Below are 26,460 nucleotides of genomic sequence, written 5' to 3'. Positions count from 1 at the left end.
GTTATTTCGTTTTCCCCATTCCCAATGCCAGACCACCCGCCTTTAATGCCATGCCGTTCGGATAGCGCATATCGACGTTTTCGATCCGGTCCTGCAGCCGTGCCGCCAGTTGCGGATAAACCGCAACCAGCCGCGCGACACGCTCCTTCAAGGTAGTGCTGGACTGCTCGCGCCCCAGCTCCACCGTCATGCCATTGTCCAGCTTCACCGTCCATGCATAGCGCCCGGACAGCTGCACCGCATCCGGCGCCAGGCTCACCGGCGCAAACCATGCCAGCAACTCGCGGTAGCGCATCAGCACTTCCCTCTCGCTGCCGTCCGGCCCGGAAAATTCCGGTAAATTGCCGTCTTCCTCCGCTTCTGCCAGGTTGGCGACGAATACCTCGCCCTGCACCGACAGCAGGCGGCCCTCCTGACCCCAGGTTCCCAGCGGCAGATGCTCCTCCAGCGTCACCACCAGGCGGTTCGGCCATTCGCGCCGCACAGCAGCCTTGCGCACCCAGGGGACAGCCTCGAAAGCCGTACGCACGGCATTCAGATCGACGCTGAAAAAATTGCCCTTGATGCGCGGCAGCGCCGTGGTCCTGACGGTCGAGGCATTCACCCGCCGCAACTCCGCTCCCGCGCCTTCGATGCGGATCTCCTTCAAGGTGAACATCGGCCTCTGTGCCAGCCACCACAGGCCACCGCCCAGCAATGCGAGCACGAACAGTCCCAGCAAGGCGCCGGCTGCCGCATTCAACATTTTGACGTCGTTCCACATGGCGCTTGCGCAATGCCCTTATTCCGGTTTCCAGTCCTGCGACTGATGCAGTTCCAGCGCCGCCGAGCGCAGGATCTCGACGCACAATTCTTCATAGCTGACACCAGACGCCTTCGCCGACATCGGTACCAGCGAATGCCCAGTCATGCCAGGCGAAGAATTCAGCTCCAGCAGATAAGGCGCATTGTCGGTGGCGCGCAGCATGAAATCAACACGTGCCCAGCCCGAGCAACCCACTGCATTGAATGCGCGCACTGCCAGCGCCTGGATTGTTTGCGTCAGTTCCACGTCCAGCGGGGCCGGGCACAGGTACTGGGTATCGTCGCTGAAATACTTGTTCTGGTAGTCGTAATTACCCTGCGGTGCGCGGATTTCGACGATCGGCAAAGCCCTCGCCGTGCGTCCCTTGCCCAGTACCGGCACGGTCAGCTCGCGCCCGCTGATGAATTCCTCGGCCAGCACCACTTCATCGTATTTCGCGCACAGGGCAAAGCCGGCTTCCAGGTCGGCTGCGCTGTTGACCTTGCTGATGCCGATGGTCGAGCCTTCGTGCGGCGCTTTCAGCATCAGCGGCAGGCCCAGCTCGCTTGCGGTCCGGTGCAACTCCTCTGCCGGCGTGGCCTGGGCGTCGAACGCCGCGAAACGCGGCGTGGGCAAGCCGTGGGACAGCCAGATACGCTTGGTCATCACCTTGTCCATGGCGATTGCCGATGCCATCACCCCTGAGCCCGTGTATGGAATGCCCAGTTGTTCCAGCGCCCCCTGCAGGCTGCCATCCTCGCCGTAACGGCCATGCAAGGCGATGAACACACGATCGAATTTTTCCGCCGCCAGTTCCGACAGGCTGCACAGCCCCGTATCGAAACCGTGCGCATCGACGCCCTGGTTGCGCAAAGCCTGCAGCACGCCGGCGCCCGACATCAGCGACACTTCGCGCTCGGCCGAGCGACCGCCATAAAGAACGCCTACTTTACCGAATTCCCTGCTCATGTCCTGTTTACCCATATTCATTTTGCTCCCGTTCGCTCAAGCGCCTTGCGCAAGCTTGCCCGGCACGCCGCTGATCGAACCCGCCCCCATCGTAACCACTACATCGCCGTCCCGCACCAGGCTCAGGATAGTGGCCGGCATGTCGACGATGTTTTCCACAAACACCGGATCAACCTTGCCCCGCACACGCAAGGCATGTGCCAGCGCCCGCCCGTCAGCGGCGATGATGGGCTGTTCGCCGGCGGCATACACTTCGGCCAGCACCAGCGCATCCACACTCGACAAGACCTTGACGAAATCCTCGAACAGGTCGCGGGTACGGGTATAACGATGCGGCTGGAATGCCAGTACCAGGCGCTGCCCCGGATAAGCGCCGCGCGCCGCAGCCAGCGTGGCGGCAGTTTCCACCGGATGGTGGCCATAATCATCGACCAGCGTGAACGTACCGCCCCCACTTCCTTCCGTCGCCGGGATCGCGATCTTGCCGTGACGGGTGAAACGCCGGCCGACACCATGGAATTCAGCCAGCGCCTTTTGCGTGGCAGCGTCATCGACGCCCAGTTCACGCGCGATCGCAATCGCGGCGCAGGCGTTTTGCACATTGTGCATGCCCGGCTGGTTCAGGCGCACATGCAGGGGCGCGTAATCCTCCTGCAGCACCGTGAATTCCATGTGGCTGTTGACAGCACGGGCATCCACCGCCCGCACCTGCGCTTCCTCATGAAAGCCATAGGTGACGACAGGCTTGGAAATCTGCGGCATGATTTCGCGCACATGCGGGTCGTCGAGGCACAGCATGGCAATGCCATAGAACGGCAGGCGCTGGGTGAAATCGACGAATGCCTGTTTCAGCTTGCCGAAATCGTGGTTGTAGGTTTCCATGTGGTCGGCATCGATATTGGTAATGACCTCGATGCATGGCGACAGATTCAGGAAAGAAGCATCAGACTCATCGGCCTCGGCCACCAGGAATTCGCCGGAGCCCAGCTTGGCATTGGCGCCGGCGCTGGTCAGGCGCCCGCCGATCACAAAGGTCGGGTCCAGTCCACCTTCGGCCAGCACGCTGGCCACCAGGCTGGTGGTGGTGGTCTTGCCATGGGTGCCGGCAATTGCGATGCCCTGCTTCAGGCGCATCAACTCGGCCAGCATCACCGCACGCGGCACGATGGGAATACGCCTTTCGCGAGCCGCGACCACTTCCGGGTTGTCGGCCTTGACTGCCGTAGAGGTGACGACTGCGTCCGCCTCGCCGATGTTTTCCGGCGCATGTCCCTGCACTACCCTGGCGCCAAGTCCAGCCAGGCGCTGGGTGACGGCGTTACTGCCGAGATCCGAGCCGGACACGGTATAGCCGAGGTTGAGCAGCACCTCTGCAATGCCGCTCATACCAGAGCCGCCGATGCCGACAAAATGGATGTTTTTAACCTTGTGTTTCATTCGTACCTGCTATTCATGCTACTTGTTCCAGGACCCGCGCAATCGCCTGATTGGCATCGCGCCGGCCGTTTTCATGGGCTGCCTTGGCCATGACCAGGCAGTCCTCCCGAGTCAGTTTCCGCAACAACTGCGCCAGGCTGTCCGGGTTCAGTTCGCTCTGCGGCAGATGAATGGCGGCTTTCTGCCCCGCCATCCAGCTGGCGTTGTCGCGCTGGTGCGTGGTGGTCGATGCCAGCAACGGCACCAGCACGCTGGCCACACCGGCTGCCGTCAGCTCCGACACCGTGATGGCGCCGGCGCGGCAGATCACCAGATCCGCCTCGGCGTAACGGCGCGCCATGTCGTCGATGAAGGGCAACACTTCCGCCTGCACTTCCGCCGCCGCATACGCCGCACGCAAGGCATCGATATGCTGCCTGCCAGACTGGTGCACCACCTGCGGTCGCGTTGCCGCCGGCATGGCAGCCAGCGCCTGCGGCACGCATTCGTTCAATACCCGCGCGCCCAGGCTGCCGCCGACGATCAAGATGCGCAGCGGGCCGCTGCGTCCGGCAAAACGCTCGGCGGGCGCCGCCAGTGCGAGGATTTCGCCACGCACCGGGTTGCCGGTCACCAGCGCCTTTGTCCCAGCCTTGCCGAAATCCGCCGGAAAGCCAAACAATACGCGTTGCGCGGCGCCGCTCAGCGCCTTGTTCGACAACAGCAGGGCGGCATCGGCGTTGACCAGCACCAGAGGCACCCCGCGCAGCCTTGCCATCAGGCCGCCCGGCACAGTCACGTAACCGCCCATGCCCAGCACCACGTCCGGCTGTCTGCGTCCGATGATGCGAAAACAGGCCACGAAGCTTGCCGCCATTTTCCAGGCGCCCGACAATGTATGTTGCCAGCCCTTGCCGCGCAGGCCGGCAAAATCAATCGTATCCATCGCGATGCCCCGCTGCGGCACCAGCTCGCGCTCCATGCCGTGCGCGGTGCCAAGCCACGTCACTTGCCAGCCGCGCTCGCGCATGGTCTGCGCAATCGCCAGCCCGGGGAAAATATGCCCGCCGGTGCCGGCCGCCATGATCAACAGGCGCTTCATACGCGACCTCCTATAGTATTCAAGGCGTTTTGCCTCCGGCCAGTCGCTTGCGCTCCTTTAACTTTGCTGCGCAAAGTTAGCCTGCGCCGAAACAGGGTCCTCATACGCGGCCTCCGCGCATGAGGACCCTGTTTTCATAATCGATCCGCAACAGGATCGCCAGACCGACGCAGTTGATCAGCACGCCCGAGCCGCCATAACTCATCAGCGGCAAGGTCAGTCCCTTGGTCGGCAGCAAGCCCAGGTTCACGCCCATGTTGATGAAGGCCTGCACGCCGATCCAGATGCCGATGCCCTTGGCCGTCAATCCGGCAAAGGTCTGGTCCACGGCGATGGCGTGGCGGCCAATCTCGAATGCGCGCTTGACGATCCAGTAAAACATCGCCACCACCACCAGCACACCAACGAATCCGAGCTCCTCGCCGATGACAGCCAACAAGAAATCCGTATGCGCTTCCGGCAGGTAGTGCAGCTTTTCAACGCTGCCGCCGAGTCCCACGCCAAACCATTCGCCGCGGCCGAAAGCGATCAACGAATGCGATAGCTGGTAGGCCTTGCCCAGCGCGTTTGCCTCTTCCCATGGATTGAGGTAAGCAAAAATTCTTTCGCGTCGCCACGGCGACAGCATGATCACCATGGTGAAGATACCGACCAGAGTGGCGGCGATGCCGCCGAACCAGACACCGTTGATGCCGCCCAAAAACAGGATGCCCATGGCGATGCAGACGATCACGCCCAGGGCGCCCAGGTCTGGCTCCAGCAAGAGCAGCAAGCCGACAAAGGCGACCGCGCCCATCATCGGCAAAAAGCCCTTGGTCAGCTTGTGCATGTATTCCTGCTTGCGCACCGTGTAGTCAGCCGCATACAGCACGACCACCAGCTTCATCAGTTCCGAAGGCTGCAGGTTGAACACCTTGAACGACAGCCAACGCTTGGCGCCGTTGACGCCCTTGCCCAAGCCGGGCACCAGCACCAGCACCAGCAGGATCAATACGCCAACGAACAGGTAGGGCGCCAACTTTTGCCATGTCTCGATGCGCACCCGGAAGGCGAACAAGGCAGCCACCATCGACACGCTGATGAAGGTCGCCTGCCTCGCCAGAAAATGATGGTTTGTGTAGTTCGCATATTTTCTCGAATCCGGCAGCGAGATCGAAGCCGAATACACCATCACCATGCCAAACAACATCAGCAGCACGACCACCCAGACCAGCGGCTGGTCGTACTCCATCATCCTGGAGCGTTGCGCCATGCCGGGAACCGGTTGCGCCGTTGCGCCGGAAAAGAATGGCATGGCGAATTTCATGCGAGTACCTCACCGCGCCCAGCCGCGATATCGCGCACCGCATCGATGAATACCTGGGCGCGATGCGCATAATTCCTGAACATATCGAGGCTGGCGCAAGCCGGCGACAGCAGCACGGCGTCGCCCGGCTGCGCCAGCTGAGCGGCGCGTTGCGTGGCTTGTTCCAGGCTGCTGCATTCGTCCAGCGCCACGCCGGTCTCGGCCAGGGCGGCACGAATGGCGCCGGCGTCCTTGCCGATCAACAGCACCGCGCGCACATACCTTGCAACCGGCTCGGCCAGCGGCGAGAATTCCTGCCCTTTGCCATCGCCGCCGGCAATCAATACCAGCTTCCTGCTGGAACCGGACATGTCGGAACCCAGCCCATTCAATGCAGCCACAGTGGCGCCGACATTGGTACCCTTGCTGTCATCGTAATAGTCGACGCCGCCGATGCAGCTCACCGGCTCAACCCGGTGCGGCTCGCCGGTATACTCGCGCAAGCCATGCAATAGCTGCGCCAGCGGCAAGTCGATGGCGCGGCACAAAGCCAGCGCGGCCAGCGCGTTCATGGCATTGTGACGGCCGCGGATTTTCAATGCATCGGCCGGCATCAGGCGCTTTACCGTCACGGGCAGTTCTTCATCGCTGCCCTTCTTGCGGCGCTTTTTCTGGCCTTCCTCGGCCGCTTCCGCCATCGCCAGCCATTGCATGCCGCTTTCCTCGACCAGGCCGAAACTGTTTGCCTGGTCCGGCTCGTTCGCGCCGAAACTGCATTGCACACCTGCCGGGGATGACATGCGCATCACCCAGGCATCGTCACGATTGAGTACGCGTACGGTGCTGACGCCAAAGATTTTTGCCTTGTCGGCAGCATAGGCTTGCATGTCGCCATGCCAGTCGAGATGGTCTTGCGTAACATTCAACACAGTCGCGGCATCTGCCTGCAGGCTGAAAGTGCTGTGCAACTGAAAACTTGACAACTCCAGTACCCAGGCCTGCGGCAGGTTGTCGCCATCAAGCGCGGCGCGCAATACATCGAGCGCGGCCGGGCTGATGTTGCCGGCGACTTGCACAGTGAGGCCGGCGCGCCGGCACAGCAGGCCGGTCAAGCTGGTGACGGTGGTCTTGCCATTGGTGCCCGTGATCGCGATGACCTTCGGCGCATAACCATGTTCGTCCTTGAGTGCTGCCAGCGCCTGGGCGAACAGCTCGATCTCGCCCCACAGCGGAATATTGCGCTCGGCGGCTGCCGGCGCGATTTCGGCCAGTTCCCGTCCCGGCGCCAGCCCCGGACTCAGCGCCACGAAGTCGATACCCTCCAGCAGGCTGACGCCGAAGGGGCCGGCGACAAATTCTGCCGCCGAAATTTTTTCCTGCAGTTCCGGCAGACGCTCCGGCGTCGCCCGCGTATCGGCAACACGCACCGAGGCGCCGCAGCGTGCCAGCCACAGCGCCATCGCCAGGCCCGATTCGCCGAGCCCCAGTACCAGAACATGTTTGCCTTGGTAATCCACTTATTTAACCTTTAACCCGACTTATCGCAACTTCAAAGTAGACAATCCAAACAACACCAGCATCATGGTGATGATCCAGAAACGCACCACCACCTGAGTTTCCTTCCAGCCCTTTTGTTCATAGTGATGGTGCAGCGGCGCCATCAGCAGGATGCGCCGGCCGACGCCGTAACGCTTCTTGGTGAACTTGAAGTACATCACTTGCGCCATCACTGACAAGGTTTCGACCACGAAGATGCCGCCCATGATGAACAGAACGATTTCCTGGCGCACGATCACCGCAATGGTGCCCAGCGCGCCGCCCAGCGCCAGCGCGCCGACGTCGCCCATGAACACTTGCGCCGGATGCGCATTGAACCAGAGGAAAGCCAGTCCGGCGCCCGCCATCGCACCACAAAAGATCAGCAATTCGCCGGCGCCGGGGATATGCGGAATCAGCAGGTATTTGGCATAAGTGACGCTACCGGTCAGGTAGGCGAACAGGCCGAGCGCGCTTCCCACCATTACGGTGGGCATGATCGCCAGACCATCCAGGCCATCGGTCAGATTGACCGCGTTACTGGTGCCGACAATGACGAAATACGTCAATGCGATGAAACCCCATACCCCCAGCGGGTAGCTGATGGTCTTGAAGAAAGGCACGATCAGGTCAGCCTTGGGCGGCAGGTCCATGCTGAAACCAGACTGCACCCAGGCGAGAAACAGTTCCCACACGCCGCTATTGCTCGGCGCCGACACCGAGAACGCCAGGTACAGCGCTGCCGCAAGACCGATCAGCGATTGCCAGAAATACTTTTCCTTCGAGCGCATGCCGTTCGGGTCCTTGTAGACAACCTTGCGGTAATCGTCGACCCAGCCGATCGCGCCAAAACCGAGCGTGACGATCAGCACCGGCCAGATGAAGCGATTGCTCCAGTCGGCCCACAGCAGCACCGAGACGCCAATGGCGATCAGGATCAGGGCACCACCCATGGTCGGCGTGCCGCTCTTGATCAGATGGGTTTGCGGGCCATCGGTGCGCACCGCCTGACCGACTTTCAGACGTGCCAGCGTACGGATCACCGCCGGTCCCGAGAACAGGCCGATCGCCAGCGCCGTCAGCGTGGCGAACACCGCGCGGAAGGTGATGAAATTGAAGACACGGAAAGTGCCGATGTCTTGTTGAAAATATTGTGCTAACCAGAGCAACATGCTAATGCGTTTCCTAAAATCTTAAAATTTGCTAATCAGTTGAGGACAGAGTACCGCTGCGCTTAACTCTGTCCCCAATTCGTAAAACACTATCCCGCAATTCCCGAAACCAGATGTGTAACCACGCGCTCCATCTTCATGAAGCGCGATCCCTTGACCAATACGGTGGCATTGGGCGCAAGGCCCGCTGCTGCGGCATGATTGATTTCTTCTATATTGTCGAAATGCGTGGCACCCGGACCGAACGCGGCGCTGGCATCACGCGCCATCTCGCCCAGGGTCAGCAGGCGTTCAATGCCGCGCGCGGCAGCATAGGCGCCCACTTCCTGATGAAACTGCAGCCCCTGGTCGCCAACCTCGCCCATATCGCCCAGCACCAGCAGGCGCGGCGCCGGCGCCTGCGCCAGCACGTCGATGGCGGCGCGCACCGAATCCGGGTTGGCGTTGTAAGTGTCGTCGATCACCAGCGCGCCATTGACGGCGGTTTTTCTTTGCAGGCGACCGTCGACCGGCGCGAACGCTTCCAGCCCGCGCCTGACCGTCTCGCCATCGATGCCAATGGCCAGCGCGCAAGCCGCCGCCGCCAGGGCATTCCTGACATTGTGTTCGCCGGCCGCCGCCAGCTTGACGCTGAACTGTTGCGCTCCCGCCGTGATCCTGATGTCGCTGCCGAAAGCATTCGGCGTGTATTCGCCGCGCACCTCGGCCTCTGGATTGAAACCGAAGCCCAGTACGCGACGGCCGCCGGCATAGCCGCGCCACAGCGGCGTGAATGGATCGTCCGCCGGAAACACCGCGATACCGTCGGCCGGCAAGCCGCGGATCACCGCGCCGTTTTCCTCGGCCACCGCCGCCACGCTGGCCATGAATTCCTGGTGCTCGCGCTGTGCATTGTTGACCAGACCGACCAGCGGTTGCGCGATCGCCGTCAGTACGGCGATTTCGCCCGGATGGTTCATGCCCAGTTCGATGACCGCGGCGCGACAATTCGCGTCCAGCCGGAACACCGTCAGCGGCACGCCAATGTCGTTGTTCAGGTTGCCGCGCGTTGCCAGAATATGTTCCGCGCCATGGGCTGCCGCCAGGATGGCGGCGATCATTTCCTTGACCGTGGTCTTGCCATTGCTGCCGGTGACGCCGATGACCGGCAACACGAACTGCCGGCGCCACCAGGCGGCCATTTCACCGAGCGCGGCACGCGTATCCGGCACCACCAGGGCCGGCAGCGAAAAGCCGGCCGGCACCCGTTCAACCAACACTGCAGCCGCGCCTTGCGCCGCGACTTGTTCCAGATAATCGTGGGCATCGAAACGCTCGCCCTTGAGCGCCACAAACAGCTTGCCTGCGGCAACGCTACGGCTGTCGGTGGACACGCCAGTAAAGGCAGCATCCTGCGTCAGACGGGCTTTCGCCAGATGCGGCTGCAATTGCGCCAGTTTTCCGTGCATCATGAGCCTCCTCCCTGCATGGCGCGCGTGGCCAGGGCCAGCGCCGCATGGTCGGCGTCCAGGAATGGCAGCTTCCGGCCCTTTATTTCTTGCATGGTCTCATGGCCCTTGCCGGCCAGCAGGATCACGTCATTTTTTTCCGCGTGCTTGACCGCCCACAGGATGGCGCCGGCGCGATCTTCGATCGCCAGCGGCGTGTGTTTCATGTTTTCCAAACCTTCCATTCCTTGCATGATTTGTGCAATGATGTCCGCCGGCGCCTCGCTGCGCGGATTGTCGCTGGTGACGACCACATGGTCGGCCAGCAATGACACCTTGCCCATCTGCGGGCGCTTGCCCGGATCGCGGTCGCCGCCGCAACCGAACACGCACCATAAAGCGCCATGGCGTTCCTGCGCGATTGGCCGCAGCGCCGCCAGGGTTTTTTCCAGCGCATCCGGCGTATGCGCATAATCGATGACCACCAGCGGCGCATCCTGGCCGCCGAGTTGCTGCATGCGCCCCGGCACTGCCGTCAAAGCTTCCACCGTGGTAATCGCCAAGCGCCATTCCACGCCCCTGGCCAGCAAGGTCGCGATGATCGCCAGCACGTTGCTGACATTAAAATGTCCCACCAGCTGGATTTTCACCTGTGCCGAGCCGAACGGCGAACTCAGCGCAAACGTGGTGCCGGCATGGCTGGTACGGATCTGCTCGGCCTGCAGTACTGCCACGTCAGCTGCCGTCTTGCCACTGATACTGTAACCGATCAGGGTGGCAGGTGAAGCATTGCCCCGCAGGCGCTGCACCAGGCGCATGCCCATTTCGTCATCCAGATTGATGACAGCATGCTGCAATCCCGGCCAGTCAAACAGCGCGGCCTTGGACGCCTCGTAGGCCGCCATATCGCCGTGGTAATCGAGATGGTCGCGCGTGAGATTGGTAAATACCGCCACGTCCACATGCATGCCGGCCATGCGCCGCTGCAACAGGCCAATCGAGGATGCCTCGATCGCCAGCGCGCTGGCACCCTCCTCGCGCATCTGCTTCAGGCTGGCTTGCAGCAGCAGGGCATCCGGCGTTGTGTTACCAGTGACAGCGAAGTCGAGCGCCGCCCCGCCCCGGTAAATACCGGTGCCGAGCGTACCGACCACGCCGGTGGGCGTACCCAGACGCGACAACGCGGCGCCGAGCCATTGGGTGCAGGAAGTCTTGCCGTTGGTGCCGGTCACCGCCACCACGAACATGTCGCGCTCGGGCTGGCCGTAGAAACCGCTGGCGATTTCGCCCGCCAGGTATTTCAGGCCGGCGACCGCCAGCTGCGGCACGGTCCAGTTACCATCCCACTCAAATTCTTCTGCTTCGTACACGACCGCGGCGGCGCCGGCGGCGATGGCCTGCGCAATGAAACGACGGCCATCGGCAGCCTCGCCAGGATAAGCGAAAAACACGTCGCCCGCAGTAATGGCACGCGAATCGGCGACAAGTTGCGCCGCCGGCGCGGTCGCCTGCAGCCATGCCACGATCTGGTCCAGGAGCGGTGTCGGACTGGTCATCACAGGCTCTCCCTGAGCGATTCCGGCGGAACGATAATGTCGGTCACGGTGGAATCCGGCGAGACATTCAGCGACCGCAGGGCATTTGCCGCCACCGCTGCGAATACGGGTGCCGCAACGGCGCCGCCGTAATAGGATTTGGAAGTTGGCTCGTCAACCATCACGGCGATCACGATGCGCGGGTCAGAAACCGGTGCGAAGCCAACGAAAGATGCGATGTATTTGTTGGCATAGCGGCCGTTCACCAGCTTGTGCGCAGTGCCAGTCTTGCCGGCGACGCGGTAGCCGGGCACCTGTGCCTGGGTCGCGGTGCCACCTGGCTGGGTTACGGACTCCAGCATGGCGCGCATTTCGTGCGCGGTTTTTTCGCTGAACACGCGCTGGCTGGCGGGCATATCGGCAATCTTGTGGAACGACAGCGGAATGATATCGCCGTCGCGGGCGAAAACCAGATAGGAGCGCGCCAGCTGCAACAGCGACACCGACATGCCGTGGCCATAGCTCATGGTGGCCTGCTCGATCGGACGCCAGGACTTGTAGGGCCGCACCCGGCCAGCTACCGCGCCGGGGAAGCCAAAGCGTGGCTGCTGGCCAAAGCCCAGCGTGGTAAACATTTCCCACATTTCCTGCGCCGGCATCTGCAGCGCCAGCTTGGCAGTGCCGATGTTGGAGGATTTCTGGATCACTTCCGATACAGTGAGGATGCCATGCGCATGGGCGTCGCCAATCGTCGCCGAACCGATCGTCATGCGTCCCGGCGCAGTCTGGATCTGAGTCGCCGGCGTTACCAGGCGACGTTCGAGTGCCAGCGCCACCGAAAATGCTTTCATGGACGAGCCTGGCTCGAAGGTGTCGGTCAGCACGCGGTTGCGCAATTGCGCACCGGTCAGGCCGGAACGCTGGTTCGGGTTATAGGTCGGCATGTTGGCCAGTGCCAGCACCTCGCCGGTCTTCACATCCAGCACCACGATGCCGGCTGCCTTGGCGCTAAACTTCTCGACCGCCTCCTTCAACTGCGTGAAAGCGATGTACTGGATCTTGCTGTCGACCGACAGCGCCAGATCCTTGCCGTCATGTGGTTCGCGGATTGCCTCGATATCCTCGACGATGCGCCCGAGCCGGTCCTTGATGACACGCCGGCTACCGGTGATACCGGCCAGGTCTTTCTGCGCCGCCAGTTCGATGCCTTCCTGGCCGACATCCTCGACATTGGTGAAGCCGACGATATGCGCCATCACTTCGCCCTGCGGATAGAAGCGCTTGTATTCCTTGCGCGTATAAATGCCGCCGATGCCGAGCTTGACGATCTGGTCGGCGATATCCATTTCGACTTGGCGCTTGAGATAGACGAAGCTGCGGTCGGAATCAAGCTTGGTTTTCAGATCGCGCTCGCTCATTTCCAGCAGGCGCGCCAGCATGCGCAGCTTGTCTTGCGGCGCATCGGCGACGTCCTCGGGAATCGCCCAGATCGCCTTGACCGGCACCGACGATGCCAGCACCTGGCCACTGCGGTCGGTGATCTTGCCGCGCGTCGCCGGCAATTCGAGGGTGCGGGCGTAGCGGTATGCGCCCTGCTTTTGCAGGAATTCGTTGGAAATCCCCTGCAGCCAGAGCGCCCGGCCGATCAGGGCGGCAAACGCGGCAAACAGGAAGAACAGCACGAGACGTGAGCGCCAGGCCGGCAGCTTCACCGCCAGCACCGGACTGGCGGAAAAAGGCAGGCCCTTGGAAGCCGCCACCCTGGCGCCGCTACCGGAACGCAGCGAGGGCCGCCTCACCGAGCCCCCGCCGTCAGGTATTGCGCGCGCGCCGGCGTCAGCGCCACCATGGCGAGGTCGCGCCGGGCATTGGCTTCGATACGGGCATGCTTGCCGAGCGTCGACTGGTCCAGTTGCAGCTGCGCCCATTCAATATCAAGTTGCCTGGCGGCGGCTTGGGCGCGCTCCAGCTCGATGAACAGCTGGCGCGACTTGTACTGTGCATTGACCAGCGCCAGTGCGCACACGACCAGCATCACGGTCAGCCCCAGGCTCAGGCGGCCGCTCATGCGCGCTCCCCGGCAGGCGACAGGCGTTCCGCCACGCGCAGCACGGCAGAACGCGCACGTGGATTGGCGGCAATCTCGGCGTCGGAAGGTTTCGCTTTGCCCAGCAGTTTCAATAGCGGCTGCGGCAAATCGACGGCGCGAATCGGCAGGCGGCGGTCGGGCTGCGGCAGTCGTGCCTTGCCGGCCATGAACTGTTTGACGATGCGATCCTCCAGCGAATGAAAGCTGATCACAGCCATTCTCCCCCCCGGCGCCAACAGCTGGAACGCCTGCTCCAGTCCTATTTCGAGTTCTTCAAGCTCTTTATTGATGAAAATCCGGATAGCCTGAAAGGTGCGAGTTGCCGGGTCCTTGCCCTTCTCGCGGGTTTTGACGGCGTGTGCCACGATCTCGGCAAGCTGTCGTGTGCCTGAAATTGGCTCGATTGCCCGGCGAGCAGCAATCGCCTTTGCAATCTGAAAAGCAAACCGTTCTTCCCCATAATCCCGTATCACTTTCTCGATAATTCGTTCGTCTTCGGTGGCCAGCCACTCTGCCGCCGACATGCCGCGCGTGGTATCCATGCGCATGTCGAGCGGACCATCACCGCGAAAACTGAAACCCCGCGCCGCATCATCGACTTGCGGCGAGGAGATACCCAGGTCCAGCAACACCCCTTGCACCTGCAACACGCCGCGTTGCGCCAGCGCTTCGTGCATGCCGGCGAAACTGCCATGCACCACCCCAAAGCGCGGATCGGCGATCGATTGCGCCGCCGCGATCGCCTGCAAATCCTTGTCAAATGCCAGCAAGCGCCCTGCCGGGGCGAGCCGCTCGAGGATCAGGCGACTATGGCCGCCGCGTCCGAAAGTACCGTCCACATACCAGCCATCAGCGCGCGCGCCGGCAATATCCAGTGCATCCACTGCTTCTTCCAGCAACACTGTACGGTGCTGGAACTCTGGCACCGCTTGATCAGAAGTCATCGCGGGCTAGAAGGAAAAATCATTCAACACGTCAGGCATGCCCTTGGCAATCGCCTCGGCCTCGCTTTCGGCCAGCTTGGCCGCATCCCAGACCTCGAAGTGGCTCCCCATCCCCAGCACCATGACGTCGCGCGACAAACCGGCGGCGCTGCGCAATTCGGGCGCGATCAGGATGCGACCGGCAGTATCCATTTCGACATCGGAGGCATTACCCAGGAAAATGCGTTGCCAGGCGCGCGCCGACATCGGCCAGCCGGCGATCTGTTCGCGGTGCTGCTCCCATACCGGACGCGGAAACAGCAGCAGGCAGCCATGCGGGTGCTTGGTCAGGGTGATGCGGCCCTCGCATTGCAGCGACAGGACGTCACGATGCCGGGCCGGAATCGACATCCGGCCCTTGGCATCGAGATTCAAGGCTGACGCACCCTGGAACACTGAGAAAACCCTCACTTTTTGTTGTTACTGCGAAACTGGAAAGTATTTTGCGGCGCGCTATGGAGCGAAATGCCCCCCCACAAAAATACACTTTTTGACACTTGCACCCACTTTAGAGGATGGAATTTTTGCGGTCAAGTAATATTCAGGACACGAAATGAACTTTTTTTCTTTCCAGTCAAACACTTAGCGTACTTCCTTGAATTGCATCTTTAGAGATTTTTCTAGAAAAATGAAGTACTTATCGAGAACTATGAAAGTAGGCTCTCAGATAAACACATGTGTTTATAATTACAACAACTCTAATGGGAGAAATTCCGAAGGGAAATAATCTGCAAAAACGCCTGCGCAGGCGTTCCGAGGCGCTCAGTCCGTAAGCATTGTGTCGCTTGTTCTGCGTCGCTTGAGACCGCGTAACTGAAATCAGGTTCCCAATGGAAATGTATGTCGGAAGAAAAAGAAGGGGGAACCTGGTGTCGACGCGTGCTGATGACATGACGCACGGCAAAAATGAAGCAAGCCGATAGGCCGGATTCTGTTACGGCCGACGAGTTGCCCCGCCGGCTATGACAGCCATTCCTCTAGGCCGTGAATTACTCCACGGCTCAAGCTTCCTACCCGCACGCTCCGCGAGCAACATCAACGCGTGCCTATTTGGAATTGCTCCAGGTGGAGGTTACCGCGTTTCACCGTAACTGAATACGCTCGTCTCTGTGGCCCTGTTCCTCGCCTTATACCGAAGCCAAAGGCTTGCGGCTTTCAGCGGACGGCCGTTAACCGTCACCCTGCTCTGTGGAGTCCGGACCTTCCTCCCGCCAGCGACATGAATGCCGCCGGCCAGCGGCTGTCTGGCTTGCTTCAGGCGTGATTGTACCGCAATTGATACATGCCAACCTTGTCAGGCTTGTCCTGGGATAGTGTGCGGGGAGGCATTCAGCAGGCACTCCATCATGACGTGGCAGCAGCGTTCCGCCAAAAGCAAAATGTTCCTTATCCTTGCCAGCGTCCTTGCCACGTTGATCGTCATGTTCATCGTGACGAATTTCACGCTGGGTGAAAAGAAGATACGGCGCGACATTCCACATCTGTATACGGTGCATGACCCGCAGTTCCAGCGCACGATGGGCGTCATGCTGGGGCCGACCATCGTGCCAGGCAACCGCGTGGAAGTGCTTGTCAATGGCGATGGGATTTTCCCTGCGATGCTGGAAGCGATTCGCGCCGCAAAGCAAACCATTACCTTCGAAACCTATATTTACTGGTCCGGCGACATTGGCCGGCAATTTGCCGATGCGCTGGCCGAGCGTGCCCGCGCCGGCGTCAAGGTGCATGTGCTGCTGGACTGGGTCGGCAGCAGCAAGATGGAAGATGCGCAAATCGACGAGATGCGGCAGGCAGGCGTGGAAGTGCTGAAATACCGGCCGCTGCGCTGGTATAACATCAGCCGCATCAATAACCGCACCCATCGCAAGCTGCTGGTGGTGGACGGCGCCATCGGCTTTACCGGCGGCGTCGGCATTGCCGACAAATGGACTGGCAATGCGCAGGACCCCGATCACTGGCGCGATTCGCACTTTCGCGTCGAAGGGCCGGTGGTGACGCAGATGCAGGCGGTCGTCATGGACAACTGGATGCAAACCACTGGCAAGGTATTGCACGGCGCCGACTATTTCCCGATGCAGCAGCCGGCGGGCGACAGTGCGGCGCAAATGTTTTCCAGCTCACCGTCCGGTGGCAGCGAAAGCATGGAGCTGATGTACCTGCTGGCGATTACCGCAGCCAAAAAATCAATTTATCTGTCGAGCTCTTATTTCGTCCCGGACGAACTGGTACTGCAGGCGCTGATCGATGCCGTCGGGCGCGGCGTCAAAGTGCAGATCATTACACCAGGAAAACACATCGATACCGATATCGTGCGCCGCGCCTCACGCGGACAATGGGGCAAGCTGCTGGAGGCGGGCGTGGAAATTTTTGAGTACCAACCGACCATGTTCCACTGCAAGGTAATGATCGTGGATGAATTGCTGGTATCGGTCGGCTCCACCAATTTCGACGACCGCTCGTTCAGGCTCAATGACGAAGCCAACCTGAATATCTATAATGAAGATTTTGCGCAGCAGCAAATCGCCATTTTCCGGCAAGACTTGCAGCAATCGCACCACATCACGCTGGCGCAATGGCAAGCCCGGCCACTCCTGGAAAAAATTGTCGAACATACGCTGGCGCTGGCAGCGCCGCTGCTATGACGCATGCAGGCTTGAGAGGCAGGCATGCGTCACGGCAAGGCCGAATTACCTGGCCGACACTGCGTCAGGCAATATTACATTCACATCCAGCACTTCCAGATTACCCTGGCGATCCAGCGAGATCTTGATGTCCTCATGGCTGACCTTGGTGTACTTGGAAATCACCGCAATCAATTCCTGCCGCAACGCTGGCAGGAAATCCGGGGCATCGCGGTCATTGCGCTCATGCGCGATGATGATCTGCAGCCTTTCCTTGGCGGCAGCGGCCGATTTTGGCTTGGTATTGAACAGGAAGGAAAGGAGCGCCATGTCACTTGCCTCCGAAAATACGCTTGAGCAGGCCAGGCTTCTCATAATCGGCAAAGCGCAGCGGCACTTCCTCGCCGAGGAAGCGCGCCACCACGTCCTGATAGGCTAGCGCCACATCGCTGCCAGCGATGTGGATCGCCGGGTTGCCCTGGTTGGAGGCATGCAGCACCGATTCCGATTCCGGGATGATGCCCAGCAGCGGAATGCGCAGGATTTCCTGGACGTCGGTGTATGACAGCATTTCCCCTGCCTCGACGCGCTTGGGCACATAGCGGGTGATCAGCAGGTGTTCCTTGACCGGTTCGCCGCCGTTGCGGGCGCGGCGCGACTTGGCCTGGATGATGCCGAGAATGCGGTCGGAATCGCGCACCGACGACACTTCCGGATTGGTCACCACCACGGCTTCGTCGGCGAAGGTCAGCGCCATCACCGCGCCGCGCTCGATGCCGGCGGGCGAATCGCAGACGATATATTCGAAGCCCATCGCCACCAGGTCGTTGAGGACGCGCTCGACGCCTTCCTCGGTCAAGGCATCCTTGTCACGGGTTTGGGACGCCGGCAGCACAAACAGGTTTTCGCAGTGCTTGTCCTTGATCAGCGCCTGGTTCAGCGTGGCTTCATTGTTGAGGACATTGACCATGTCATACACCACGCGACGCTCGCAGCCCATGATCAGGTCGAGGTTGCGCAAGCCGACGTCGAAGTCCAGCACGGCGGTCTTGTGGCCGCGCAGAGCCAGGCCGGAAGAAAAGCTGGCGCTCGAGGTGGTCTTGCCGACGCCCCCCTTGCCCGATGTCACCACGATAATCTTTGCCACGAAAAGCTCCTTTTATAAATATTGCGGGAAAGCGTATTTTTCCTTGCGAGACAGAATTAAGCGAAGCGGTACTCTGTCCTCAACTGATCAAGGCAAGGTAAAAACAATTTGCCGTCGCCAAATGATTAATAAATTGCAATTTTAATTCGGATTGACCGGCACCAGTTCGATCTTGTCGCCTTCCAGCCGCACTTGCACCGGATGGTGGAAGACATTGGCGGCGAAACCATTCTCGAAGGTGCTATAGATGCCGGCGATCGAAACCAGCTCGGCTTCCATGTTCAATGCAAAGATGCGCGCGGCGGTATTACCGGAAGCACCGGCCAGCGCGCGTCCGCGCAGCGGGGCATAGACGTGGATGCTGCCGTCGGCAATCAGCTCGGCGCCGGCATTGACGATCGCCGTCACCACCAGGTCGGCGCCACGCGCATAGACGCGCTGGCCGGCGCGCACCGGAGTGTCGATGATCAGGGTATGCGCAGCCGGCGGTGCGGCCGGCACGGTAACAGCGGCCGGCGCCGCCGTGGCCACCGGCTCTACGGGCGGCGGCGTGACATCCGGCTCCGCCGTCCGCGGCGCGGGCGCCAGCACATCCAGGCTCAGGCCGGCGGCAATGATCTCCGGCGCCAACTCGGGCGCAGCGTTACGGACGGCCACCGGGTTCAGGCGATAGGACTTCAGCAAGACCACCAGCGCCGGCCAGTCCACCAACTTGCCGCTCAGGTCAATGGCACCGACATCGATGACGGCAAACTCATCGTCGAAATAATCGGCGGCGCCCCCTGTCATCTCGTCCATCGCCTGGCTCAGCAAGGGTAGTTCGATTTCATGCAGGATGACCGAGACTGCCACAACAGTGGAAATCTTGATTTCGACGGGCTTGCGAGATTGAATTTTTGACATGAAAACGAGACTCAAAAAACGGAAAATGCGATAGCGTGGCGGCGAATACTGACAAAACACAATAGAAGTGCGGCTGGCAAGTATAGGGACAAGTTTCGCAATTGGGCAAGAAAACTCCTTGCTGTCGCGATTCCGTCCACACGGCGTTTTCAAGGATAATGCCCGTTTTGTATCGATTTTTCCTGCATGCCATTCACCTTTGCCCATCCGGCCGCCGTCATTCCCCTGCACTGGGCACTGCGCCGCCATGTCGTGCTGTCGGCGCTGGTCATTGGCAGCATGGCACCGGATTTCCAGAATTTCCTGCCTTTCGACGTCGACCGCAGCGACAGCCACAGCCTGGCGGGCATGTTCTGGTTTTGCCTGCCGCTTGGCATGCTCCTTTACCTGGCATTTCACCTGCTCCTGAAAAAGCCCTTGTGCGAACTGCTGCCGCCAGCGGTTGCGGCGCGTCTGGCCGTTACCCGGCCAGCACCGCTCTTGCCGTCCGTATCCGGTCAGAGGATCTTGCTATCGCTCCTGCTCGGCATCGTCACCCATCTCGCGTGGGATGCGTTCACCCATTATGGATTTTTGAGCGTCTTTATATTGCCGTTCCTGAGCACCCACCTGTTTTCCGTGGGAAGCTATCACGTCTATCCTTATAAGCTGCTGCAGCATGCCAGCACCGTTGGCGGCGTTTTGCTGCTGTGGCATTGGACCCGGTGCTGGCTGCGGCAGGCTGCCATGCCGCAGCAATTGCCACCCACCACCCTGGCCAGCCGCAACCGCCTTACGATCATTGGCATCCTGCTGGCCGCACCGCCGCTGGTCGGCACCGGCATGGCGGCGCAAGCCTTTAGCGTCTCCTATGAGGCGATGGCGTTGCAGGATGTCGTGCGTGAAGCGGTGGTTACCGCCATCTCAAGCTTCGGCCTGCTGTTGATCGCCTATAGCCTGGTCTGGCATATGTTCCTTTTTCAAAGGAACCGCAGCGCAACGTAAGCTTTGCTGCCGGCACCCGTTGCTGCCCAATCCAGCCACGTATTATTGCTGCCTCGACGCATATCCCCGGGCACATGCTTTGCTTGCTCTCATGAGAAATCCGCCACCTGGCAAGCGGCTTCCCGAAAGCCAGCAAATAAAGAGGCAAGCAAATGGAAAAGATGCGTGTACGGCATACAGACGATGCCGTTTCTGGCGTAAGCGCATTGCGCGAAATCCTGGTTAATGAACTGGCCAATATCGAAAGTCTGATTGCACTGTCAACGGATATCGATCCCGACATCGCAATCGATCCGCTGATACTTGAAGCCTACTTTCGCCTGCGAACCAGCCTGATCAGCGGGGTCGTGAGCGCCGACGAAGTGCTTGGCTGGGTGCACGCGCTGGCGGAGAAAGATCCCGAAGGAAATGAACTGGACTGCGTGCGCCGCTTGCCGCATGTGAATATCTTGCCAACCAATTAAAGTCAAGCGATCCGGCGCCGCCGCACCGCACCGGGCAAAGCACACCTTGATGCAAAGCGAACGGCAAAATTGGCAAATTTTGTAGAATTTTTAAAGTTCCACTCCTGTCCGGAGATATTCGCATGCCACTACACTACTTCAAGCCCGATATCCTGATCGCCACCCGCTGCGAACATTGCGGCGCGCAGCGCAAGGAAACGCTGGCGCGACTCTATTCGGATGCCAGGCTGGCATGTGCCGCCTGTGGCAAGGAACATACAGCAGAACGCATGCAGTTCCGCCAAACCGTCGACAATACCGAAGCCATGGTCGCCAGCCTGCCTTCCTGGATCATCCAGTTACCAGCATGGCTGCGCCGCTGGCGGGATCGCAGGCACGGCGCCAACCCGCCATAAGTTTCTTGCCAATGGAACTTCAAGCGCGAGGCCAAATCAATAGGGATTCGTATCCGCTTGAAAGGAATGACAAGGCAATGAACAAAAGAAATACCAACGCAAGCTACGATCCCGCCCGCTTGCTTGATGCGTTATTGCATCATCTTCATCTCGACAACGATACTGCGTTATCGCGCCGGTTAAACGTGGCAAACCAGGTGATTTTTTCCATTCGGCACGGACATCTGCCAGTCGCCGCCTCGATGCTGTTATGGATGCAGGAAGCCAGCGGCCTCAGCATGCGGGAACTGCGCCTTTTCCTGGGTGACCGCCGTGCCACCTGGCGTCCCGCGTACGCGATTCGCCGCTCATATTGCAAACGCTAGCCCCTCATCAGGAGAAAAAAAGCAAAAAAAAGCCCGCCTCCTTGCGGAGCGGGCTAAATCCAATTCATAGAGACTTGGAGGAGACAGGTGTAACTTTACTGACATCCTGACCCCAAGTCTGCTTTATTTTTTCGATAACTGACATTCACAAAATGAATACCATGCAGAACTCGTCTGCGTTTGTGTAGCACGCAGCGAGAATCCTCTCGCTGCGGCCACTGTCTCCCACCCTCTCCGGATTTGGATTTTTGTAACTGCGAGCGAATAGTATTACAGTTCCGTGACATAGTCATTCTGCATCGCAATAGATTCCGAAGTACAATAGTGTCAAAAATCAATATTATGCTTTTGACCCTAACCTGTAATAAAATTAATTAATTAAATTAATTACAAGGATGATTATGGACAGCAACCCACTGTTAAATCGGCCCGAATACGATCCCAATAACCTGCTGGATTCTCTGATCGAGAAGCTGGGATTGAAAAACGACGCCGCGCTATCGCGCGCGCTGGAAGTGGCACCCCCTGTTATCAGCAAGATCCGCCATCGTCGTTTGCCGGTGGGCGCGTCGCTGCTGATCCGCATGCATGAAGTCAGCGACCTGAGCATCAGGGAACTGCGCCTGTTGATGGGTGATCGTCGCGAAAAATTCCGCATCAGCCCGGAACAGTTCAAGCCCAAGCAATCCGAAGGCGAAGGCGAGTAAGCAACAGCCCGGCATTTCCTTGAATTTGCCCGGCCTGACATTGCAAGGTCCGTTGCCAGCAACGGCTCCTGAAGGATCGTTACGACAGGTTCACGTCTCGTCGATTTCCGAACCGCGCTGCAATTTGCGCAGTAACTGGTCTGCCTGCACGCTGGCATCGTACTGACTCGAACCGCGCTGGTAAATCATCGCACCGATGGTGCCAAGAAAAGCAAACTCCTCTTCCGAAACCCTGGATTCCATGTGCGCCATGAATTCGGCGAACGGCGAGACCAGATCCTCCAGCGCCCAGGTATGGGTCAGGCGGTCGCTCAGCTGACGCATCAGCACGATTGCATCTTCTTTTTCCATCGTAAGCTCCCTTGAATTGTTTTTTTCAGTTTCTTCAATTTTTTCATTCTAGGTAAGCGCGCCAGGAATGAAATATCAGGATTGAAAAACCCGCTGCATTTTTTCCAATCAGCCGCAATTCGCAGCATATCTGTCGCGTCCATGCGACAAACCGTACAATATGGCCCGGCGCGCACCTTGCCCGCGCCCGCCTAATTCAGTACGGGATATCACATTGGAAGCAAATCGCGAGCATCACAACTGGTTCAAACGTCTCAACTGGCGCAAGCGCATTGCGCAGCTCAAACGCCTTTATCTGCACATTTTCGGCTACTTCAAGGCTGGCATGGACGCCTCCCTGCCAGCTGGCGCAAGGATAAGCTTCCTTTTCAAGGGACTGGGATCGCTCGTCCTGGTTGTGCTGGTGTTGCTGTTTACCTACGCTCTCGTGCTGATCCCCTTCACGCCCGGGATCGCCGATCTGCGCAAGGCCAAGGTGGACCAGCCTGCCATCCTGCTGTCGTCCGATGGCAAGCAGCTGGCCAGCTTCAGCCGCAACAACCGCGAATGGGTCGAGCTCAAGGAAATTTCGCCACATGTCATCAAGGCGCTGATCGCCACCGAAGACCACCGTTTCTACGAACATCACGGCATCGATTTCAAGCGCACGGCATCGAGCATCTTCCACACCTTGCAGGGCGACCCGCAGGGCGGCTCCACCCTGACCCAGCAACTGGCGCGCAACCTCTACCCGGAAGAAATCGGACGGCAACGCTCAATCACCCGCAAGATCAAGGAATTGATCACGGCGCTCAAGATCGAGCTCACCTACACCAAGCAGGAAATCCTGGTGACCTACCTGAACACCATGCCCTTCCTGTACAACGCCTTTGGCATCGAAATGGGCGCGCGCACCTATTTCGACAAGCCGGCAGCCAGGCTGAACGTGCAGGAAAGCGCCACCCTGATTGGCATGCTCAAGGGCACCAGCTACTACAATCCTGTGCTTAATCCGGAACGTGCACAGCGGCGGCGCAATGTGGTGCTGTCGCAAATGTTCAAGCGCGGCGTGCTTACCCAGGCCGAGTTCGACAGCCTGAAAAAGCGCCCGCTGCGGCTGGACTTCGAACGCCAGCAGGAGCCGCAAGGCATGGCGCCGCATTTTGCCGAACACGCGCGCAAATGGCTGATCGACTGGGCCGACCAGAACGACTACAACATCTACGCCGATGGCCTGGTGATTCGCACCACCATCGATTCACGCCTGCAGGCGGCCGCCAACCAGGCAGTGCAGCGCCAGCTGGCCGGATTGCAGGCGGTAGCCGACGTCGAATGGGCCTCACCCTCGGCGCGTCTGATTTCCTCCAGCCCCGCCACTTACCTCGGCATGCAGCGGCACGTGAAGCCCTTTGGCCATTTCTGGGCCAGCAAGAACGACCTGGCCGACGCCTTCATCCGCGAAACCGGCGCTTACCGCAATGCGGTCGAAGCCGGTGCAGCGCCGCAGGCCGTGCTGGCGCAACTCAAGCGCGACGCCGCCTTCATGGAGCGCCTGCGCGCCGACAAGACCCGCCTGCAGGCTGGACTGGTGGCGATGGATCCGGCCACCGGCGAAGTCAGGGCCTGGGTCGGCAGCCGCGACTACGGCAGCGACCAGTTCGACCACGTGGCGCAGGCACGGCGCCAGCCCGGCTCCACCTTCAAGCCGTTTGTCTATGGCGCGGCGCTGGAAGACGGCATGCCGTCGGACCGGCGTTTCGCCGATACGGCAATCGAAATCGCCATGGACGACGGCACGGTATGGCGCCCGACGGACATGTCGGCGCCGAGCGGTCGCATGATGACGGTGCGCGAAGGCCTCGTCTATTCCAAGAACACCATCACTGCGCAAGTCATGCAGGAAGTCGGCCCGCGCCGGACCATCTCGCTGGCACGCAAAATGGGCATCCAGCAAAGCGAGCTGGATGCTGTGCCCGCGCTGGCGCTTGGCGTCAGCCCGGTCAGCCTGATGGAAATGGTCTCCGCCTACGGCACCATCGCCGCCAGCGGCGAGTACCGCAAACCGGTCTTCGTCGCCAGCATCGAGGACAAGCAGGGGCGGCAGCTCGCCAGCTTCACCAGCAAGAGCAAGCGCGCCATGTCCAGTGAAACTGCCGAGGAATTGATCGACATGCTGCGCGGCGCCGTCCGGCAAGGCACCGGCCGCGGGCTGATCTCGCGCTTTGGCATCGTCGCCGACGTCGCCGGCAAGACCGGCACCACGCAAAACAACACCGATGGCTGGTTCATCCTGATGCACCCGCGCCTGGTGACCGGCTCCTGGGTCGGTTTCAACGATGCGCGGGTGACCATGCGCAGCGATTACTGGGGCCAGGGCGGCCACAATGCCCTGCTGGTGGTGGGCGACTTTTTCCGCCAGGCCTTGAACGGGCACATGGTCGACGGCCGCGTGCAATTCCCGCAACCGCAGGACAGCATGTTCGCCCCGCTGCTCCAACAGATCGATGACCTGCTGGGGCGGAAAAAGCCCCAGCCTGCGCCGCCATCGCCCGTCGAACCGGAAGAAGAACCCGCGCCCGAGGCGCCGCTCGATGAAGTCGAGCGCATCATCACCCAGGCGCGCGATGTCGCGCAAATCATTGAACGCGAGCAGCGCCGATTCGAAAAAGCCATCGAAGAGCCGGTCAAGGCCCTGGAAAGCGTGCGTCGCGAAATTGAACTCCAGGGCGGTACGCGCAATGATCAGGCGGGCGGCCAGCCGCGCCCGGCGGAAGTCACGGAAGCGCCGAGAGATGGCCGGTAGCCGTTTGGCGCAAGCCCGGCAAGAGTAGGCAAATCCTCTGTTTTTCAGAACAAATTCATCTATTAATTCCTATTTTAATTGATGGTAAATGCCTTTATCATGGAGTTTCGCTGCGATACCCCCGGCGGCGGCAGGCAACGTAAATGCTCCAGCCAGACTGTCCGGGATATCCACGCATTTTTAGGAAGGAGTACAGCATGCAGGAAAAAACAGAGTGGGAACTGGTCGATGAAGCAAGTTCGGCGGCGGGATCGCAATGGCGCTCGCAAGCTGGCGCACAAAGCCAGGCCGGCGCAGCACCAGGCATGAAACAGTTTTTGCGGGCCGCGATGGGTCCCTGGTGGCGCTGGAAAATTCTTGGCGCGGCGCTTTTCACGACGCTCGCAGTAGTCATGCTTGCCATGCTGACGGGCGTATTCGCGCTGGTTGCCGCAGCAGGCGCCGCCGTGGCGATCGGCGTTGGCAAGCTGCGTCAATGGAGCCGCCGTCACAGTGGCGCGCTGGCGCCCTGATTTTTTCAGGCGTGCCTTCGCGCATGCCACTGCAGCACTGTTCAGTAGCGTAATTCCAGGCCGGCCAGCCGCCCCCTCAGTGGCACTGGCCTAAGCCTGCAGCCGTCAAATTCCACTTTGCGCAGACGATCATCTGCTGTTGGTGAGAAAATACCGGGTGCAACAAGAATACTGAACAGATGTTACTCACCACAATTTACCTCATTGCCATCATTGCGGAGGCAATGTCCGGCGCCATCATGGCCATGCGCCGCGGCATGGACCTCTTCGGCATTTGCCTGATCGGCACCATCACGGCGCTCGGCGGCGGCACCATCCGCGATATCCTGCTCAACCATTATCCGATCGGCTGGGTGAAGCATCCGGAATATCTTTTGTACACCACCCTGGCTGCAATCGCGACGACCTTCACCGTGCGTCATTTGCACCATTTGCGCTATCTGTTCCTAGTGGTCGATGGACTGGGCCTGGTGGCATTCACGATCATCGGCTGCAATATCGGCCTGGCGGGCGGCCTCCATTTCAGTATTGCCATCATTGCCGGCATGGTGACCGGGGTCTTTGGCGGCTTGTTGCGCGATTTGTTATGCCACCAGATGCCCTTGGTGCTGCAAAAGGAAATCTACGCCATGGTGTCCCTGGCAGCCGGTGCTGCCTATGTGGCGATGCTTCAACTCGGCATTGGCGCCGGCACCGCTTCGGTGGCGGCGCTGGCCGGCGGCGTGTTGTTCCGCATGCTGGCAATTCATTACAGGTGGCAACTTCCCAGCTTCAAAAACGCGGATTATCGCGGTTTTGACTGAAAGCGATGCCTCTCGTTAATCGAACAAAATGCTGGCATAATGGCCAATAAGTTGCATTAATTATAAAATTTTAAAATGCAACATTGACATAGCAACAATGCGACGGACAATGTATCCGAAGCAACGCG

26 protein-coding genes and 1 other RNA gene are annotated in these 26,460 nt (G+C 60.1%); 9 read left to right on the top strand and 18 right to left on the bottom strand.

The features are described from left to right. Position 1 precedes the first annotated feature (1 nt). The 14 genes from D3878_RS20645 to rnpB all read right to left on the bottom strand — a co-directional run bounded on the left by D3878_RS20645 (position 2) and on the right by rnpB (position 15,554). The gene (locus D3878_RS20645) at positions 2 to 763 is read right to left on the bottom strand and encodes a cell division protein FtsQ/DivIB (protein ID WP_119787185.1); all 762 of its coding nucleotides are present in this window, start codon (positions 761 to 763) and stop codon (positions 2 to 4) included. Between the two features lie 18 nt (positions 764 to 781). Next, on the bottom strand, positions 782 to 1,768 hold the full coding sequence (locus D3878_RS20640) for a D-alanine--D-alanine ligase (RefSeq protein WP_119787184.1): 987 nt from the start codon (positions 1,766 to 1,768) through the stop codon (positions 782 to 784). A gap of 21 nt (positions 1,769 to 1,789) precedes the next feature. Beyond that, positions 1,790 to 3,190, bottom strand: coding sequence for a UDP-N-acetylmuramate--L-alanine ligase (gene murC / locus D3878_RS20635; RefSeq protein ID WP_119787183.1), 1,401 nt, complete (start codon positions 3,188 to 3,190; stop codon positions 1,790 to 1,792). 13 nt (positions 3,191 to 3,203) lie between these two features. Further along, a complete protein-coding gene (murG, locus tag D3878_RS20630; RefSeq protein ID WP_119787182.1) occupies positions 3,204 to 4,271 on the bottom strand; it encodes an undecaprenyldiphospho-muramoylpentapeptide beta-N-acetylglucosaminyltransferase in 1,068 nt (355 codons plus the stop codon). A gap of 100 nt (positions 4,272 to 4,371) precedes the next feature. Continuing rightward, complete coding sequence (ftsW, locus tag D3878_RS20625; RefSeq protein WP_119787181.1) at positions 4,372 to 5,577, bottom strand: putative lipid II flippase FtsW; 1,206 nt, start codon at positions 5,575 to 5,577, stop codon at positions 4,372 to 4,374. Further along, a complete protein-coding gene (gene murD / locus D3878_RS20620) occupies positions 5,574 to 7,073 on the bottom strand; it encodes a UDP-N-acetylmuramoyl-L-alanine--D-glutamate ligase (RefSeq protein WP_119787180.1) in 1,500 nt (499 codons plus the stop codon). The genes ftsW and murD overlap by 4 nt, the downstream gene beginning before the upstream one ends. 21 nt (positions 7,074 to 7,094) lie before the next feature. After that, on the bottom strand, positions 7,095 to 8,264 hold the full coding sequence (gene mraY, locus D3878_RS20615; RefSeq protein WP_119787179.1) for a phospho-N-acetylmuramoyl-pentapeptide-transferase: 1,170 nt from the start codon (positions 8,262 to 8,264) through the stop codon (positions 7,095 to 7,097). Positions 8,265 to 8,353: 89 nt separating this feature from the next. Next, a complete protein-coding gene (locus tag D3878_RS20610) occupies positions 8,354 to 9,712 on the bottom strand; it encodes a UDP-N-acetylmuramoyl-tripeptide--D-alanyl-D-alanine ligase (protein WP_119788050.1) in 1,359 nt (452 codons plus the stop codon). After that, entirely contained in the window at positions 9,712 to 11,247 is a 1,536-nt protein-coding gene (locus D3878_RS20605) for a UDP-N-acetylmuramoyl-L-alanyl-D-glutamate--2,6-diaminopimelate ligase (protein WP_119787178.1), read from the bottom strand. The genes D3878_RS20610 and D3878_RS20605 overlap by 1 nt, the downstream gene beginning before the upstream one ends. After that, the gene (locus tag D3878_RS20600) at positions 11,247 to 13,025 is read right to left on the bottom strand and encodes a peptidoglycan D,D-transpeptidase FtsI family protein (RefSeq protein WP_233556408.1); all 1,779 of its coding nucleotides are present in this window, start codon (positions 13,023 to 13,025) and stop codon (positions 11,247 to 11,249) included. Before D3878_RS20600 ends, D3878_RS20605 begins: the two co-directional genes overlap by 1 nt. Further along, on the bottom strand, positions 13,022 to 13,294 hold the full coding sequence (ftsL, locus tag D3878_RS20595; protein WP_119787177.1) for a cell division protein FtsL: 273 nt from the start codon (positions 13,292 to 13,294) through the stop codon (positions 13,022 to 13,024). Before ftsL ends, D3878_RS20600 begins: the two co-directional genes overlap by 4 nt. Next, positions 13,291 to 14,259: a 16S rRNA (cytosine(1402)-N(4))-methyltransferase RsmH gene (gene rsmH, locus D3878_RS20590; protein ID WP_119787176.1), complete on the bottom strand. Its 969-nt coding sequence runs from the start codon at positions 14,257 to 14,259 to the stop codon at positions 13,291 to 13,293. Before rsmH ends, ftsL begins: the two co-directional genes overlap by 4 nt. A gap of 6 nt (positions 14,260 to 14,265) precedes the next feature. After that, on the bottom strand, positions 14,266 to 14,694 hold the full coding sequence (gene mraZ, locus D3878_RS20585) for a division/cell wall cluster transcriptional repressor MraZ (RefSeq protein ID WP_119787175.1): 429 nt from the start codon (positions 14,692 to 14,694) through the stop codon (positions 14,266 to 14,268). Between the two features lie 508 nt (positions 14,695 to 15,202). Further along, an RNA gene (rnpB, locus tag D3878_RS20580) (RNase P RNA component class A) lies at positions 15,203 to 15,554 on the bottom strand. A 90-nt stretch (positions 15,555 to 15,644) separates the two neighbouring features. Here rnpB and cls point away from each other — a divergent pair. Beyond that, positions 15,645 to 16,940 carry a cardiolipin synthase gene (gene cls / locus D3878_RS20575; protein WP_420799552.1) on the top strand — a complete coding sequence of 432 codons (1,296 nt, stop codon included), beginning with the start codon at positions 15,645 to 15,647 and terminating at the stop codon, positions 16,938 to 16,940. A gap of 45 nt (positions 16,941 to 16,985) precedes the next feature. On the opposite strand, the gene minE is transcribed toward cls, so the two are convergent. The 3 genes from minE to minC form a co-directional block, all read right to left on the bottom strand. Continuing rightward, positions 16,986 to 17,249: a cell division topological specificity factor MinE gene (gene minE / locus D3878_RS20570; protein WP_119787174.1), complete on the bottom strand. Its 264-nt coding sequence runs from the start codon at positions 17,247 to 17,249 to the stop codon at positions 16,986 to 16,988. A 1-nt stretch (position 17,250) separates the two neighbouring features. Then, positions 17,251 to 18,066: a septum site-determining protein MinD gene (gene minD / locus D3878_RS20565; RefSeq protein ID WP_119787173.1), complete on the bottom strand. Its 816-nt coding sequence runs from the start codon at positions 18,064 to 18,066 to the stop codon at positions 17,251 to 17,253. Positions 18,067 to 18,207: 141 nt separating this feature from the next. Then, complete coding sequence (gene minC, locus D3878_RS20560; RefSeq protein WP_119787172.1) at positions 18,208 to 18,969, bottom strand: septum site-determining protein MinC; 762 nt, start codon at positions 18,967 to 18,969, stop codon at positions 18,208 to 18,210. A gap of 186 nt (positions 18,970 to 19,155) precedes the next feature. Between minC and D3878_RS20555 the strand changes: the two genes are divergently transcribed. The 5 genes from D3878_RS20555 to D3878_RS20535 all read left to right on the top strand — a co-directional run bounded on the left by D3878_RS20555 (position 19,156) and on the right by D3878_RS20535 (position 21,884). Beyond that, complete coding sequence (locus D3878_RS20555) at positions 19,156 to 19,953, top strand: DUF4184 family protein (RefSeq protein WP_119787171.1); 798 nt, start codon at positions 19,156 to 19,158, stop codon at positions 19,951 to 19,953. Between the two features lie 152 nt (positions 19,954 to 20,105). Next, positions 20,106 to 20,417, top strand: a complete 312-nt coding sequence (locus D3878_RS20550; protein WP_119787170.1) for a hypothetical protein — start codon at positions 20,106 to 20,108, stop codon at positions 20,415 to 20,417. Positions 20,418 to 20,539: 122 nt separating this feature from the next. Further along, on the top strand, positions 20,540 to 20,812 hold the full coding sequence (locus D3878_RS20545; protein ID WP_119787169.1) for a hypothetical protein: 273 nt from the start codon (positions 20,540 to 20,542) through the stop codon (positions 20,810 to 20,812). Between the two features lie 77 nt (positions 20,813 to 20,889). Beyond that, positions 20,890 to 21,177 carry a hypothetical protein gene (locus D3878_RS20540; protein ID WP_119787168.1) on the top strand — a complete coding sequence of 96 codons (288 nt, stop codon included), beginning with the start codon at positions 20,890 to 20,892 and terminating at the stop codon, positions 21,175 to 21,177. Between the two features lie 401 nt (positions 21,178 to 21,578). After that, positions 21,579 to 21,884 carry a hypothetical protein gene (locus tag D3878_RS20535; RefSeq protein WP_119787167.1) on the top strand — a complete coding sequence of 102 codons (306 nt, stop codon included), beginning with the start codon at positions 21,579 to 21,581 and terminating at the stop codon, positions 21,882 to 21,884. 90 nt (positions 21,885 to 21,974) lie between these two features. Here D3878_RS20535 and D3878_RS20530 read toward each other — a convergent pair whose 3' ends face one another. After that, a complete protein-coding gene (locus D3878_RS20530) occupies positions 21,975 to 22,235 on the bottom strand; it encodes a hypothetical protein (protein WP_119787166.1) in 261 nt (86 codons plus the stop codon). A 325-nt stretch (positions 22,236 to 22,560) separates the two neighbouring features. On the opposite strand from D3878_RS20530, the gene D3878_RS20525 reads away from it, so the two are divergent. From D3878_RS20525 to D3878_RS20515, 3 genes are all read left to right on the top strand, one after another. Then, positions 22,561 to 25,017, top strand: coding sequence for a penicillin-binding protein 1A (locus tag D3878_RS20525; RefSeq protein WP_119788047.1), 2,457 nt, complete (start codon positions 22,561 to 22,563; stop codon positions 25,015 to 25,017). Positions 25,018 to 25,214: 197 nt separating this feature from the next. Next, entirely contained in the window at positions 25,215 to 25,529 is a 315-nt protein-coding gene (locus D3878_RS20520; protein ID WP_119787165.1) for a hypothetical protein, read from the top strand. A gap of 179 nt (positions 25,530 to 25,708) precedes the next feature. Further along, positions 25,709 to 26,332 (top strand): trimeric intracellular cation channel family protein, encoded by a 624-nt coding sequence (locus tag D3878_RS20515; RefSeq protein WP_119787164.1) that lies wholly within the window; start codon positions 25,709 to 25,711, stop codon positions 26,330 to 26,332. Positions 26,333 to 26,460 lie beyond the last annotated feature (128 nt).

Origin of the sequence: Noviherbaspirillum sedimenti, assembly GCF_003590835.1 — a bacterium.
GTDB lineage: Bacteria > Pseudomonadota > Gammaproteobacteria > Burkholderiales > Burkholderiaceae_D > Paucimonas > Paucimonas sedimenti.
The sequence above is the reverse complement of the archived record's forward strand: the minus strand, read 5'-3'. Positions and strand labels throughout refer to the sequence as shown.

Excerpts from the sequence above, each read along its gene's own strand:
- mraY (WP_119787179.1), bottom strand. The coding sequence starts at position 8,264 with ATGTTGCTCTGGTTAGCACAATATTTTCAACAAGACATCGGCACTTTC.
- D3878_RS20525 (WP_119788047.1), top strand. The coding sequence starts at position 22,561 with ATGGACGCCTCCCTGCCAGCTGGCGCAAGGATAAGCTTCCTTTTCAAG.
- D3878_RS20530 (WP_119787166.1), bottom strand. The coding sequence starts at position 22,235 with ATGGAAAAAGAAGATGCAATCGTGCTGATGCGTCAGCTGAGCGACCGC.
- ftsW (WP_119787181.1), bottom strand. The coding sequence starts at position 5,577 with ATGAAATTCGCCATGCCATTCTTTTCCGGCGCAACGGCGCAACCGGTT.
- D3878_RS20545 (WP_119787169.1), top strand. The coding sequence starts at position 20,540 with ATGCCACTACACTACTTCAAGCCCGATATCCTGATCGCCACCCGCTGC.
- D3878_RS20555 (WP_119787171.1), top strand. The coding sequence starts at position 19,156 with ATGCCATTCACCTTTGCCCATCCGGCCGCCGTCATTCCCCTGCACTGG.
- D3878_RS20515 (WP_119787164.1), top strand. The coding sequence starts at position 25,709 with ATGTTACTCACCACAATTTACCTCATTGCCATCATTGCGGAGGCAATG.
- ftsL (WP_119787177.1), bottom strand. The coding sequence starts at position 13,294 with ATGAGCGGCCGCCTGAGCCTGGGGCTGACCGTGATGCTGGTCGTGTGC.
- rsmH (WP_119787176.1), bottom strand. The coding sequence starts at position 14,259 with ATGACTTCTGATCAAGCGGTGCCAGAGTTCCAGCACCGTACAGTGTTG.
- D3878_RS20640 (WP_119787184.1), bottom strand. The coding sequence starts at position 1,768 with ATGGGTAAACAGGACATGAGCAGGGAATTCGGTAAAGTAGGCGTTCTT.
- D3878_RS20535 (WP_119787167.1), top strand. The coding sequence starts at position 21,579 with ATGGACAGCAACCCACTGTTAAATCGGCCCGAATACGATCCCAATAAC.
- D3878_RS20550 (WP_119787170.1), top strand. The coding sequence starts at position 20,106 with ATGGAAAAGATGCGTGTACGGCATACAGACGATGCCGTTTCTGGCGTA.
- minC (WP_119787172.1), bottom strand. The coding sequence starts at position 18,969 with ATGTCAAAAATTCAATCTCGCAAGCCCGTCGAAATCAAGATTTCCACT.
- minE (WP_119787174.1), bottom strand. The coding sequence starts at position 17,249 with ATGGCGCTCCTTTCCTTCCTGTTCAATACCAAGCCAAAATCGGCCGCT.
- D3878_RS20605 (WP_119787178.1), bottom strand. The coding sequence starts at position 11,247 with ATGACCAGTCCGACACCGCTCCTGGACCAGATCGTGGCATGGCTGCAG.
- murG (WP_119787182.1), bottom strand. The coding sequence starts at position 4,271 with ATGAAGCGCCTGTTGATCATGGCGGCCGGCACCGGCGGGCATATTTTC.
- D3878_RS20645 (WP_119787185.1), bottom strand. The coding sequence starts at position 763 with ATGTGGAACGACGTCAAAATGTTGAATGCGGCAGCCGGCGCCTTGCTG.
- cls (WP_420799552.1), top strand. The coding sequence starts at position 15,645 with ATGACGTGGCAGCAGCGTTCCGCCAAAAGCAAAATGTTCCTTATCCTT.
- D3878_RS20520 (WP_119787165.1), top strand. The coding sequence starts at position 25,215 with ATGCAGGAAAAAACAGAGTGGGAACTGGTCGATGAAGCAAGTTCGGCG.
- D3878_RS20610 (WP_119788050.1), bottom strand. The coding sequence starts at position 9,712 with ATGCACGGAAAACTGGCGCAATTGCAGCCGCATCTGGCGAAAGCCCGT.
- D3878_RS20540 (WP_119787168.1), top strand. The coding sequence starts at position 20,890 with ATGAACAAAAGAAATACCAACGCAAGCTACGATCCCGCCCGCTTGCTT.
- murC (WP_119787183.1), bottom strand. The coding sequence starts at position 3,190 with ATGAAACACAAGGTTAAAAACATCCATTTTGTCGGCATCGGCGGCTCT.